Origin of the sequence: Brevibacillus invocatus (genome assembly GCF_003710915.1) — a bacterium.
Classification (GTDB): domain Bacteria; phylum Bacillota; class Bacilli; order Brevibacillales; family Brevibacillaceae; genus Brevibacillus; species Brevibacillus invocatus.
In genome coordinates this window covers 16404-29626 of sequence record NZ_RHHR01000008.1, presented here as the reverse complement: position 1 = coordinate 29626, position 13223 = coordinate 16404, and the positions used below count along the sequence as shown (strand labels likewise).

Here is a 13223-nt window from a genome sequence, read left to right as displayed (position 1 = left end):
ACCTGCTATCATGAGCAAGGTACGCTCAGCTCCCGACTTCGTAATTATTTTTGCAACACTTTTTTTATTGGGAATTGGCATTGTGATGGTTTACAGCGCCAGTGCCATCGTGGCGCAGAAGCCGCCGTTTTCCGATCCGTACTTTTTTGCCAAGCGGCAGCTGATCTTTGCCCTGCTCGGCATTACTTCCATGTACATCACCATGAATATCGACTATTGGGTGTGGAAGCAGTGGGCCAAGCCTGGGTATTTAGTGAGCATCGGGCTTCTGGTGCTCGTCCTGTTGATCGGGATTGAAGTAAATGGATCGAAAAGCTGGCTTGGATTTGGGGCGTTTGGTATTCAGCCCGGGGAATTCGCCAAGCTGGGGGTCGTAGCCTTCCTGGCAAGGTGGCTGTCTGACAATCAAAAACAAATCGTCATATTTCGCAAGGGTTTGGCTCCGGCACTGGGGATTCCCTTGGCATGCTTTGCCTTGATCATGCTCCAGCCCGATCTGGGTACAGGGACGGTATTAATGGGAACAGCCGTCGTAATGATTTTTGCCGCAGGGGCGAGAATCAGCCACTTCGCTGCGCTGGGTATGCTTGGTGTCGTCGGTTTTATCGGCCTGGTCATCTCTGCGCCCTACCGAATCAAGCGCATTACCTCCTTTGTTGATCCCTGGTCTGATCCGCTAGGTGCGGGCTATCAGATCATTCAATCGCTCTACGCGATCGGCCCAGGCGGTCTCCTGGGCTTGGGTCTCGGACAGAGCAGGCAAAAGCACTTGTATCTGCCGGAGCCGTATAATGACTTTATCTTCTCAATCGTCGCCGAAGAGCTGGGCTTCATCGGTGGAACGCTGGTCCTGCTGCTGTTTTTGCTCCTCTTGTGGAGAGGGATGCGTACGGCAGTTACGGCTCCAGATCTGTTTGGAAGCCTGCTTGCCCTAGGCATTATTGGCATGATTGCCATCCAGGTTGTGATTAACATCGGCGTTGTGACCGGTATGTTTCCGGTGACCGGGATTACGCTGCCATTTTTAAGCTATGGGGGTTCTTCCCTGACACTGATGCTCACGGGGGTAGGGGTATTGTTGAATATCTCCCGTTTTTCCAGGTAGCCATTCTCCGTTCGAGGTCCGTTCTGTAGAGGAAGGACCTCGATTTGGAGGGTAGTCATTCATCCTGTATCGCGTTACAATTCATAGTTGGAAATGACTGAATCGATGCAGGAAAAAAAGGGTGTGAATGTGATGCGTGTCGTCTTAACAGGCGGTGGTACAGGAGGACATATTTATCCGGCACTTGCGGTGGCGAGAGAAATTTCCCGCCAGTCTCCGCAAGCTGCCTTTTTGTATATTGGGAGTAAAAAAGGATTGGAGGCACAGATAGTTCCACGGGAAGGCATTCCCTTTCAATCGGTTGAGATCAGTGGCTTGAAACGAAAGCTGAGCCTCGACAACCTGAAAACCTTGTGGAATTTTTTGCGTGCAGTCTCTGAATCCAAAAGAATGCTCAAAGAGTTCAAGCCGGATGTCGTTATTGGAACCGGTGGCTATGTCTGTGGTCCGGTCGTGTATGCAGCAGCCAAGCTGGGGATTCCTACGATGATTCATGAACAGAACGTCGTACCGGGCTTGACCAACAAGTTCCTTGCGCGTTCTGTGACCAAAGTGGCTGTCTGCTTCGAAGAATCGCTTGCCTTATTCCCGGCTGCCAAGACCGTACTGACCGGAAACCCACGTGCAACGGAAGTCATGCACGGAAATAAACAAGCAGGAAGAAGTTTTTTGGGCGTGGATGAGGACAAGCGGATTGTACTGATTTTCGGTGGCAGTCGTGGCGCGAGAGCGATTAATGAAGCGGTGCTCTCTATTGTGGAACAGCTAGGGGAGCTGAATCGGACTCATATCGTCTACGTGACAGGAGAAGTTCACTTCAAGACGATTTCGGAAGTGCTGGAAAAAAGGGGACCTGTGCCACGCAACATGACCGTGCTCCCATTCGTCCATAATATGCCGGATGTTTTAGCAGCAACGCATATCCTGGTGGGGCGTGCAGGTGCTTCCACACTGGCGGAAATTACGGCGTTAGGGGTACCGGCTATTTTGATACCGTCCCCCTATGTGACCAATAATCATCAGGAAAAAAACGCGCGCGGTTTGGAGCGGGCAGGAGCTGCACGTGTACTTGTAGAACGGGAATTGACCGGAGAAAGCTTACTGGTGCTCCTGACAGAGCTGCTTGATGACCAGAAATCATGGGAAGAGATGCAGAAGGGTTCGCTTGCATTGGGAATGCCAGATGCAGCGACAAAGATCGTTCGCCAACTCCAGGAAATCGTCCGTCAAAAATGATCGGATGGGCGATTGTCACGCCAATCTGGGCGATCGCATAGTATGGAGCAAACACGTGATATGAACTGCGTCCGACCTAGCATGTGTATCAGGAGGTTCACGAATGAAGCAGATTGCAGAAGAATTGAAACAGGCAGGAATCGAAAAAGTGTGGACCGTCGAACCTCTCGCCAATCATACGACATGGCGGATCGGGGGTCCAGCTGATTTGTTAATCCAACCCAAGGATAAAGAGTCCTTGATAAAAGTCTTGCAGATCGTCCATCGTCATGAAATTCCTTGGAGTGTAATCGGGCGCGGCTCCAACCTTCTGGTGAGGGACAGAGGGATACGAGGGGCCGTACTCAAGGTGACTGAGGGCTTGAGTCACTGTGAATTCAGGGGTGAAGAGGTGTGTGTGGGTGCCGGATATTCGATGATCCGCCTGGCGATGGAAACGGGGAAGATGGGATTAACAGGTATGGAGTTTGCGGGAGGTATTCCTGGTACTGTGGGCGGAGCCGTCTACATGAATGCTGGGGCGCATGGATCAGATCTTTCACGTATTCTCATTGAAGCCGAGATCCTCTTCGAAGACGGTGAAGTGAAAGTGTTGACCAATGAGGAAATGAACTTCAGCTATCGGACGTCTTTGTTGCAGCAACGAAAAGGAATTGTGGTAGAAGCACGCTTTCGCTTGCAACCCGGTGATCGCAAGGAGATTGCCGCTACGCTCGCCGCCAACAAGGAGCGCAGGCGTGAGACGCAGCCACTGCAGATGCCTTGTGCTGGAAGTGTATTCCGCAATCCGCCGGGAGATCATGCCGGTAGACTCATTGAAGCAGCAGGACTGAAAGGCTATCGATATGGGGGAGCTCAGGTCTCAGAGATACACGCGAACTTTATCGTCAACCGTGGTGGAGCAACGGCTACCGACGTCCTCACCTTGATAAATCACATCCGCAGCACGATCCAGACGAAATTCGGGGTCGATTTGCATCCGGAAGTGCTGGTGGTGGGCGAGGGGTAACACGGAGGTGAAAGTTTGGAGACTTTTGCGATCGAAGGCGGAAGACCTCTGTCCGGTTCGCTTCGGATCCAAGGAGCTAAGAACGCTGCGCTTCCGATACTGGCAGCAGCCGTGTTGGCGGAAGGGCAATTCTATATTTATGACGTTCCCCAACTGCGAGATATTGAAGTTATGCTGGAAATCCTATCAGCGCTAGGAGCAGATGCTAAATTAGTTGACGGCTGTGTGGATTTGGATACGACTTCTGTTTCTGTTCCGATGATACCAGATGACTTGATGGGGCAGATGCGATCTTCCATTTTTCTGGCGGGTCCTCTGCTGGCTCGTTTGGGAGAGGTAACCATCTCCAGGCCTGGTGGATGTGATATTGGGGAAAGACGCATTGATCTGCATCTGGCTGGATTGACTGCACTTGGAGCGAAGATCGAAGAATCGGAAGGCTACATTACGTTTCGAGCGAAACAGCTTCGCGGAACCAATATTTTCCTTTCCTTTCCCAGTGTAGGTGCAACCGAAAACATTATGATGGCAGCGGTTTTGGCCAAAGGGACGACTCGCATATGCAACGCTGCGAGGGAACCGGAGATTGTAGATTTGCAAAACTTCCTCAATGCGATGGGGGCGCGCATCCGCGGAGCGGGTACGGATACCATCGAGATCAATGGTGTTCCGCGGCTTCGTTCGGTCAGCTATCGGATTATTCCCGACAGGATTGTGACCGGCACCTATTTGCTGGCAGCCGGGGTAGCCCAAGGGCATATCGAGTTGACCAACACCATTCCGGAACATCTGACGGCTTTGATTGAGGTTGCGCGTAGCTGTGGTGTTGAAATCAAGACCCGCCATGATATAATGGAAATCAAATGCACCTCTCGACCTCGCGCCTACGATCGGATCATCACTTCGCCTTACCCTGGATTTCCAACTGACCTGCAGGCGCAGCTGATGGTATTCTTGTCACAGGCCAGAGGAACGAGCGTCATCAAAGAGACGATTTTTGAGGGAAGATTTAAACATGTGAATGAATTGGCGCGAATGGGCGCATCCATATACGTAGATCTGGGCTCTGCGATCATCCGAGGTGCCAATAGGCTGACGGCTACCAGCGTAGAAGCGACAGATCTTCGGGCAGGAGCAGCATTGGTCCTTGCTGGACTTACTGCTGAAGGTGTCACGACCGTGCACCAGATCCATCATATCGACCGGGGGTATGAACGGCTCGAGCAACAGCTGCACCAGCTTGGTGCCGATATTACGCGCGTGTCGATATAGGCAGGGACTTTGTTCAGCGGCATACAGCTATGCCGCTTTCCCTGTTTTTTAGATTAACAAAAATTTCCAATCGCATCGAATTGACGGCAAACGTAGGACAGGCATGCTTGCCTATTCTAAGCGAGGAAGGGTAGAACGATGGCGGTATACGACGAACGCATCCCGCAAGTCAAGCAACAACGTCCCAGAAGAAGGGGCAACCGCAAACTGGCTTTTCTGCTCGTACTGTTTTTTCTTACTGTTCTCATTGTTGTTTTTATCCAATCACCCTACAGTAAGGTGCAGCAAATCCAGGTTTTTGGAAATGATATTTATTCGGCAGAGCAAATCGTTGCGCAGTCAGGCTTGATCCGGGACATGCAGTTTATCAACGTTTGGGAAAGCAGTGTGAGAAACGCGTTGCAGCCTTTTGAAGGGATCAAGGAAGTGACACTGACCCGTTCGTTTCCAGGCGTCATTCAGATTCATGTTACAGAGCATAAGAGAGTCGCTTTCTGGAGCGGTCAGGACGGTACGAGATTTCCATTGCTGGAGAATGGTTACGTGCTCAAGCAGGTGGACTTTTCAAAACGCGTGGTGGACAGGCCATTGATCAGCTCCTGGTCGGCACCTGAGCTTCTGCCCAATCTTGCCAAGTCGTTATCCCGCCTTTCACCAGCTGTACTGGGAGAGATCTCAGATATTGCACTGACACCTACGGTTTACGATAAACAGCGAGTCAGACTGTTCATGAGGGACGGAAATGAAGTGCGCAGTGTGGTCTACAAACTGGACAAGATGTTGAACTGGTATCCGGCAATCGTAAAGGAATTGCCGAGCGACTCCAAGGGAGTGCTATCGATGTTTGAACAGCCTTGGTTCGTACCGTATGGAGCAGCAGACGAGGCTATTCCGCTGCAGGGGAATGAAGGACAAGCTCAAAAACCGCAGTAAGAGTAAAAGGAAAGGGACAGCCAAAAATGACACGTCGCAGCAAGTTTCAAATTTATCTTACCATCGTGACGTTTAGCACTGGATTCCTAGTCGCTACCTCGATTGAAACAACCAAGCTCATGAGAACGGAAAAGATGAACAATCAGTTGTTTCAGCAGGAGACGCAGCTGACAGACCGGATTTTGTCGGAGAAGGAACAGAACCGTCATCTGGAAAATCAGCTGATCGACTTGCAGCGTCAGGTAGGCAAGGTAGAGGAAGCGATGGCAGCGCGCAAGGAAGAAGCTGCCGACATCCTGGGCCAACTGGAAGCCGCGCGCATGCAGGCAGGGGTAGTTGCTGTAGAGGGGCCAGGCATTGTCGTTACGATGCAGGATTCCCAACACGCCTCTACCAGCGCGGATATTACCAATTACATCGTGCATGAGCATGATGTTCGACTCGTCGTCAATGAGCTGCGTGCAGCTGGAGCGGAAGCAATCAGCATCAATGGACAACGGCTGGTCAGCAACTCTTCTATCCGCTGCGTCGGCCCAACAATTATTGTGAATGGTATCAAGTCGGCTGCTCCTTTCGTCGTTTCAGCGATTGGAGATCCGGGGACACTAGAAGGAGCCTTGAGCTTGCCAGGTGGAGTCCTGCAATCCCTACAGGATTTTGTACAAATCGACGTGGCCAAGCATGCAACGGTTCAATTGCCAGCTTTCGTAGGGGATGCCAAATCCAAACACTCGTAGTTGAAGGATGCGTTTAGCTATGTTGCAAAAAAGCCGTAAAATCACGTTTATTCTTGCCATTATTAGTGCTATCATAGGTGTGATGTTGACTGTGCAGCTACGCAGCAGTCTGGACCCGGTCCACAAAGAGTCGCGAAGTATTGCGGAACTGAGGGCCTCACTTCAAAAAGAGCTGGAAAAGCATAAAAATCTGCTAGCTGACATCTCCAAGTACAATCAATTGTATTACCAGTACGAGACTTCACTGAGTGAAGACGAAAGTCTGTCTGTCATGAGAGAAGAGCTGGCGCGTAACCGTAAAATGGCTGGTATGGTGGGTGTAGAGGGGCCAGGTATCGCGATCAGCATCGTAGACGTCGAGTTCGACGAAAGCATTGTGGACGAGCATATGTCTGCACCAGTAGTCGGCGGTTATTCGATTGATGACGAGGATTTGCGGTGGCTGGTCAATATCCTCTTCGCGAACGGAGCCCAAGCTGTTTCCATCAACGGACATCGCTTGATCTCCACTACTGCTATTCGCAATGTCGGGGATGTGATACAGATCGACACGAGGACCATACAGCCTCCTTATGAAATGAAAGCACTCGGAGAACCGGAAGTTCTGTTGTCAGCCTTGAAGCTGGAAGGGGTAGAGGAATACTTTCAGCTTTCCAATAAACATGTACTTGCCGAGAAGCGGGACAAGCTTATCATTCCTGCCAACAGAGAAGAACGTAGCATACGATTCATGAAACCAGTGAAAGAAAAAGGAGATTCGTAATCATGTGGCTCCCGCTCATCGGACTGATTGTCGGTCTTGTCGTCGGCTTTTTGCTGGACTGGCGTGTGCCTCAGGAGTATAGTAGCTATCTTTCCATTGCTTTATTGGCGGGATTAGATACGATCTTTGGAGGAATTCGTTCATTCCTGGAACGCACGTTCAATGTGCGCATTTTCTTGTCCGGCTTTTTCTTCAATACCTTGTTTGCGGCAGGTCTGGCTTTTATCGGTGGCTTTTTGGGAATCGATCTATACCTCGCTGCGATTGTGGCCTTCGGGGTGCGTTTGTTCAATAACCTAGCTGTTATTAGGAGAATTGTTCTATCCCGCTGGATCAATCAACAGGAATAGGGTAGGTAACTGGGAAGAAGGTCATATTTTTACAAAAATTCAAGATGAAAAAAAGGGAATGGTTATCCTGTGTGGAATAATTTATGCAGGTGTTCTCATTTTAACAAGACAGAAGACGTAGCAGGGGAGGTGTCACAGGTTTGGTAAGCAATGAACTCATCGTCAGCTTAGATATTGGAACTTCGAAAGTCCGCGTCATGATTGGCGAAGTCAACAACGGTTCCATCAACATCATCGGCGTCGGCCAGTCGCACTCAGAGGGGATTAAAAAGGGTGTGATCGTCGACATTGACCAAACCGTGCATGCCATCCGGGAAGCTGTCGACCATGCTGAGCGTATGGTTGGCGTTTCGATCGAAGAAGTGTATGTAGGAATCACGGGAAATCATATCGAGCTGCATGAAACACAAGGGGTTGTCGCTGTATCCAGCGAGGACCGTGAGATACGGGAAGAAGACATCCAGCGCGTCATCCAGGCTGCAAAAGTTGTCGCTATCCCACCGGATCGGGAGATCATTGAAGTAGTACCAAAGGAGTATATTGTCGACGGACAAGGTAGTATAAAAGACCCACGCGGTATGATCGGTGTAAGATTGGAAATGGAAGGTACCATTGTAACCGGATCCAAAACGGTTGTACATAACATCGTGCGTTGTGCACAACGTACCAATTTGCGCGTGGCGGGTATTATTCTACAACCCCTGGCTGCTAGTACAGTCGCTCTTTCCAAGGATGACAAGAACATGGGTGTCGTCCTTGTAGATATCGGTGCTGGATCTACCACGATTGGTGTATTCGAGCAGGGTAAGTTGGCTGCCTCTACCGTAATTGGCATTGGCGGAGATCACATTACTAGCGATATTTCACTGGGATTACGTACACATACTGACGTAGCGGACCGGGTGAAGATCAAAAATGGGTGTGCCTTGATCGACGAAGCATCGGAGGATGTCAAATTCAAGGTGAACCGAATTGGCAGCGAGGTTGAAAAGCAGTTTACGCAAGTAGATTTGGCGAATATTATTGAGCCTCGTGCAGCCGAAATATTCCAACTAGTAGAGGATGCTGTCTACAAATTGGGGTATCGCGACGAAATTGCCGGAGGATATGTACTTACCGGGGGTACCGTCGCAATGCCTGGAATGTTGGAATTGGCAAAAGAAGAACTGGATGCTCCTGTTCGAATTGCCATTCCTGATTACATCGGAGTGCGCGATCCAGCCTACACCACTGGAGTAGGTTTGATTCAATACGCCTTGCAGCTGATGGAGCGTCGCAGCATTCGTACCACCCCCTCATTCAAGGGCAGCCAGAAACAAGCCGTTTCCAAGCCCAACAAAGAAGGCGGCGGCTTAATGGAAAAGGTGAAAAACTGGTTCAGTGAGTTTATTTAATCGCTCAAAATGGTAAGCAAGCGACAAGGATTTCTTGTCAGAGGGAGCTTTCTCACTGTATCGGAAAGTACAAACATCGTGCTAAGCTTCTCGATACAGCAAGAATAACCCATCGCTCATCCTTGTTAAGCCTCGATAGAGGTTCTTCCAGTATCGGTAAGGAATACCCCGATACTGCATGATGAACTTTCCTCTATTTCGTGGTCGCACATCCTTGAAAAGCCTCAATAGGGGTTTTCTTATGTTGAATTGGGGAGGACTAGCAAGATGCTGGAATTTGATATGGATTTGGAATCCTTTGCGCGAATTAAGGTAATTGGTTGTGGCGGTGGCGGAAGCAACGCCGTAAACCGAATGATTGCAGGCGGTCTTCGTGGCGTCGAATTCATTACATTGAATACGGATGCCCAAGCACTCCAGCTGTCCAGTGCGGACATTAAATTGCAAATCGGAGAAAAACTGACTCGTGGACTTGGTGCAGGCGCAAATCCGGAAATCGGAAAAAAAGCAGCAGAAGAGAGCCGTGAGCTGATTGAAAACGCACTGCGCGGAGCGGACATGGTGTTTGTGACCGCTGGTATGGGTGGAGGTACAGGTACTGGTGCAGCCCCTGTCGTTGCGGAAATTGCCAAGGAATTGGGAGCCCTTACGGTAGGGGTAGTGACGCGACCGTTTTCATTCGAAGGCCGCAAGCGTTCCAGCCAGGGAGAACTGGGTATTGCCGCGCTGAAAGAAAAAGTGGACACCCTGATCGTCATCCCGAATGATCGTTTGTTGGAAATCGTGGATAAAAACACGCCGATGCTCGAAGCATTCCGTGAGGCAGACAACATTCTGCGTCAGGGTGTGCAGGGTATTTCGGACTTGATCGCCGTACCTGGTCTGATCAACCTCGACTTTGCTGACGTGAAAACCATCATGACAGAACGCGGTTCCGCGCTGATGGGGATTGGTGTGGGCAGTGGTGAAAGTCGTGCATCGGAAGCTGCTCGCCGTGCCATTTCCAGCCCGCTGCTCGAAACTTCGATTGATGGAGCACGCGGGGTTCTGATGAACATCACCGGTGGCACCAATCTGAGCTTGTACGAAGTAAACGAGGCAGCAGATATCGTCTCTTCGGCAGCAGATCCCGACGTAAATATGATCTTCGGTGCCGTGATTAACGAAGATTTGAAAAATGAATTGGTCGTTACTGTGATTGCTACCGGTTTTGAAGAGGCTCAGCGCCAAACGGCTGCACGCCGTCCTCAGCAACCAGCAGCTACACCGAACCGGCCAACACAAATCTCTCAAACCCCAAGCACGACACGTCCGGCGAACAAAGAGGAAGAGGACGAGAAATCGTTCTTCTCTATGAATAACCTGGATAACCTGGATATTCCGGCGTTCCTGCGTAATCGTCGTCGCAACAAGAAGTAAGAGAAAACAATACAAAACAATACAAAACCTTGTCTCCACTAGAGGCAAGGTTTTTTTGCGCTTTTAAAAAATTATCAAGACTTCAGGGTGTGCAAACAATTTTTGCCCTTCGCGTATCCTACACGTCGCTTTCATTTGAAAGAAAAAACGTTCTACAAAAAATCCAAAAAAAGTCCGTCAAGAATTGACAGATTTTACATACACATTGATATATACTGCTTTTACCGGAAGAAGTATCGATACGGCGATTTTGGGAGCTAGCCATCTCAAGCGCGGTTTCTTCTGTATGTATTTGGACTCTTGCAGGCTGAGAGTGCCTTGAAGTACCGGTCGGGGGTGAGCACTCAGGGTGATTGTATATCTTGATATTATTTTACTCCTGAATATCGCGATTGATACCTTATTACTATGGTTCACAGCGTTTTTTCGCAAAGAGCGAGTTGTCTGGTGGAGGATCATTGCGGCTTCAGTCTGTGGCTCGACGTATCTGCTTTTTTTCTTTTTTCCGTCTTTTTCCCTCATGTACCAGTGGCCAGTTAAATTGTTGTTATCCATCCTGATCCTGTGGATTGCTTTTGGGAACAAGCGTTTATGGGCATTTACCCAGAACCTGATCATTTTTTATTTTGTTGCGTTTGTGTTTGGGGGAGGCGTATTTGGTCTTCAGTATTTTTTAGCACCGCAAAATGAGATTTTAGGAGGATTGGTGGTGACACATAACGATGGCTTTGGAGTAGGGTTCAAGCCTACCTTTGTTATCCTAGTCATCGGCTTTGGACTGGTCTATGTGCTGGGAAGAAAGAGCTATCAAGCCATCCAGGAACCTCGACGAATCGAAACCTTTCTCGCTGAGGTCGTCGTTACACTGGCAGGAGAACGCGTCATTTGCAGAGGTCTGGTGGACACTGGAAACCAGTTGCATGAACCGATCACGCGCATTCCTGTCATGATTTTGGAGACTCGCATGCTGGCTCATCTCCTGCCGCCGTCGCTTCTCCGACAAGCCGATGAAAACGGTGGAATGTGGGAAAAGCTGGACGGATGCTGGGAGGAGCTTCCCGCCGAATGGCAGCCGCGTATTCGTTTGATTCCTTACCGTAGTGTTTCGCGTGGAATGGATTTTTTATTAGCGATCAAACCGGACTCGGTCACGATCGTGCAGGATGGCAATCGCTTTGAGACGCAGAAGGTTCTGATTGGCCTCAACCCGATCCCGTTGGCTGCAGACGGCAAATATCAGGCCATCGTACACCCCGCTATGATGGAGACCTATTCGCAAGAACCTACCCGAATTCTTGAACAGGAGGGCTAATCATGTACGTAAAACTTCGCCTACAATTGCAATTAACCTGGTACCGTTTCCTGATATGGATTGGTGCAAAAGCTGAAGAAGTCTACTATATCGGCGGGAGTGAGGCCCTACCTCCACCACTGACGCGAGAAGAGGAAGAAGTGTTGCTCGTACGTCTGCCGTCTGGCGATCCAGCCGTACGTGCCATGCTGATCGAGCGAAATTTGCGTCTGGTCGTCTACATCGCCCGGAAGTTTGAGAATACCGGAATCAACATCGAAGACCTTGTCAGTATCGGGACAATTGGATTGATCAAGGCCGTGAATACGTTTGATCCAGATAAAAACATCAAACTGGCCACCTATGCGTCCCGCTGTATCGAAAACGAAATCTTGATGTACCTGCGTCGCAACAACAAAATTCGTTCGGAGGTTTCGTTTGATGAGCCTCTGAATATCGATTGGGATGGCAATGAGCTGCTGCTATCCGATGTTTTGGGTACAGAAAATGATACGATTTACAAAAACATTGAAGACCAGGTAGATCGCAAGCTGTTGAAAAAAGCACTGGATAAGCTATCGGAGAGAGAGCGGATCATCATGGAGCTGCGCTTCGGATTAGCAGGGGAAGAGGAGAAGACACAGAAGGATGTAGCGGATCTATTGGGCATCTCCCAGTCCTACATTTCCCGACTGGAAAAGCGAATTATAAAACGGTTACGAAAAGAATTCAACAAGATGGTCTAACGCATATTTTCCCATTCGAAGGGGATACTGTTCCTATCACCGAGCCAGATAGTGGTAACTGCCACGATCGCGTCGGCCACGCGTCAGCACGCGGCCTTTCAAGACAACCGGGTTAGGAACTTTTTCTTGCTTCGAGGAGGGAAAGACGTGACGCGCAATAAGGTAGAGATATGCGGGGTAGATACCTCCAAGCTTCCGGTACTTACCAACAAAGAGATGAGAGAATTGTTTGAGCGTCTGCAGAGCGGCGAACTGGCGGCCCGTGAAAAACTGGTCAACGGAAACTTGCGGCTGGTGCTCAGTGTGATCCAGCGCTTCAACAATCGCGGGGAGTACGTGGATGATTTGTTTCAAGTAGGCTGCATTGGTTTGATGAAAGCAATCGACAACTTTGATTTGGGGCAAAATGTGAAGTTCTCCACCTATGCAGTTCCGATGATCATTGGAGAAATTCGGCGCTATCTACGCGACAACAATCCCATTCGCGTATCCAGATCATTGCGCGACATTGCGTACAAGGCATTGCAGGTACGTGACAATTTGACCAACAAGCACTCCCGCGAGCCCACCATCACAGAGATTTCGCAGGAGCTCAACGTGGCCAAGGAAGACGTCGTATTCGCGTTGGATGCGATCCAGGACCCAGTATCGTTGTTTGAGCCGATTTATCAGGACGGCGGCGATCCGATTTACGTCATGGACCAAATCAGCGATGAAAAGAACAAGGATGTCACCTGGGTGGAGGAAATTGCGTTGCGTGAAGGGATGCAGCGTCTGGGCGATCGTGAAAAGATGATTTTGTCCATGCGCTTTTACGAGGGAAAAACCCAGATGGAAGTGGCAGAGGAGATCGGAATATCACAAGCACAGGTGTCCAGACTGGAAAAGGCAGCCATCGCGCATATGCAAAAGCACGTACAATCGTAGTGAGCGTCTATGTGAGGCATACCCGACGGATTTTTCGTTCG

Annotated in this window: 13 protein-coding genes; all 13 read left to right on the top strand. The window is 49.7% G+C overall.

Annotated elements, in window-relative coordinates:
* Window positions 1–10: 10 nt before the first annotated feature.
* The 13 genes from spoVE to sigG all read left to right on the top strand — a co-directional run bounded on the left by spoVE (window position 11) and on the right by sigG (window position 13182).
* Window positions 11–1105 carry a stage V sporulation protein E gene (gene spoVE / locus EDM52_RS03790; RefSeq protein WP_122907674.1) on the top strand — a complete coding sequence of 365 codons (1095 nt, stop codon included), beginning with the start codon at window positions 11–13 and terminating at the stop codon, window positions 1103–1105.
* 132 nt (window positions 1106–1237) lie between these two features.
* Window positions 1238–2341: an undecaprenyldiphospho-muramoylpentapeptide beta-N-acetylglucosaminyltransferase gene (gene murG, locus EDM52_RS03785; protein WP_122907871.1), complete on the top strand. Its 1104-nt coding sequence runs from the start codon at window positions 1238–1240 to the stop codon at window positions 2339–2341.
* A gap of 103 nt (window positions 2342–2444) precedes the next feature.
* Window positions 2445–3350: a UDP-N-acetylmuramate dehydrogenase gene (gene murB, locus EDM52_RS03780; RefSeq protein ID WP_122907673.1), complete on the top strand. Its 906-nt coding sequence runs from the start codon at window positions 2445–2447 to the stop codon at window positions 3348–3350.
* A 15-nt stretch (window positions 3351–3365) separates the two neighbouring features.
* Window positions 3366–4622, top strand: a complete 1257-nt coding sequence (murA, locus tag EDM52_RS03775; RefSeq protein ID WP_122907672.1) for a UDP-N-acetylglucosamine 1-carboxyvinyltransferase — start codon at window positions 3366–3368, stop codon at window positions 4620–4622.
* A 138-nt stretch (window positions 4623–4760) separates the two neighbouring features.
* On the top strand, window positions 4761–5555 hold the full coding sequence (locus EDM52_RS03770) for a cell division protein FtsQ/DivIB (protein ID WP_122907671.1): 795 nt from the start codon (window positions 4761–4763) through the stop codon (window positions 5553–5555).
* A gap of 26 nt (window positions 5556–5581) precedes the next feature.
* Entirely contained in the window at window positions 5582–6292 is a 711-nt protein-coding gene (locus EDM52_RS03765) for a DUF881 domain-containing protein (RefSeq protein WP_122907670.1), read from the top strand.
* Window positions 6293–6311: 19 nt separating this feature from the next.
* A complete protein-coding gene (locus EDM52_RS03760) occupies window positions 6312–7055 on the top strand; it encodes a DUF881 domain-containing protein (protein WP_122907669.1) in 744 nt (247 codons plus the stop codon).
* 2 nt (window positions 7056–7057) lie between these two features.
* Complete coding sequence (locus tag EDM52_RS03755; RefSeq protein WP_122907668.1) at window positions 7058–7405, top strand: small basic family protein; 348 nt, start codon at window positions 7058–7060, stop codon at window positions 7403–7405.
* A gap of 140 nt (window positions 7406–7545) precedes the next feature.
* On the top strand, window positions 7546–8799 hold the full coding sequence (ftsA, locus tag EDM52_RS03750) for a cell division protein FtsA (RefSeq protein WP_122907667.1): 1254 nt from the start codon (window positions 7546–7548) through the stop codon (window positions 8797–8799).
* Window positions 8800–9066: 267 nt separating this feature from the next.
* On the top strand, window positions 9067–10218 hold the full coding sequence (gene ftsZ, locus EDM52_RS03745; RefSeq protein ID WP_122907666.1) for a cell division protein FtsZ: 1152 nt from the start codon (window positions 9067–9069) through the stop codon (window positions 10216–10218).
* A gap of 349 nt (window positions 10219–10567) precedes the next feature.
* On the top strand, window positions 10568–11530 hold the full coding sequence (gene spoIIGA / locus EDM52_RS03740; protein WP_122907665.1) for a sigma-E processing peptidase SpoIIGA: 963 nt from the start codon (window positions 10568–10570) through the stop codon (window positions 11528–11530).
* 2 nt (window positions 11531–11532) lie between these two features.
* A complete protein-coding gene (gene sigE / locus EDM52_RS03735) occupies window positions 11533–12255 on the top strand; it encodes an RNA polymerase sporulation sigma factor SigE (RefSeq protein ID WP_122907664.1) in 723 nt (240 codons plus the stop codon).
* A 147-nt stretch (window positions 12256–12402) separates the two neighbouring features.
* A complete protein-coding gene (gene sigG, locus EDM52_RS03730) occupies window positions 12403–13182 on the top strand; it encodes an RNA polymerase sporulation sigma factor SigG (protein WP_092267774.1) in 780 nt (259 codons plus the stop codon).
* The last annotated feature ends 41 nt before the right edge of the window (window positions 13183–13223 follow it).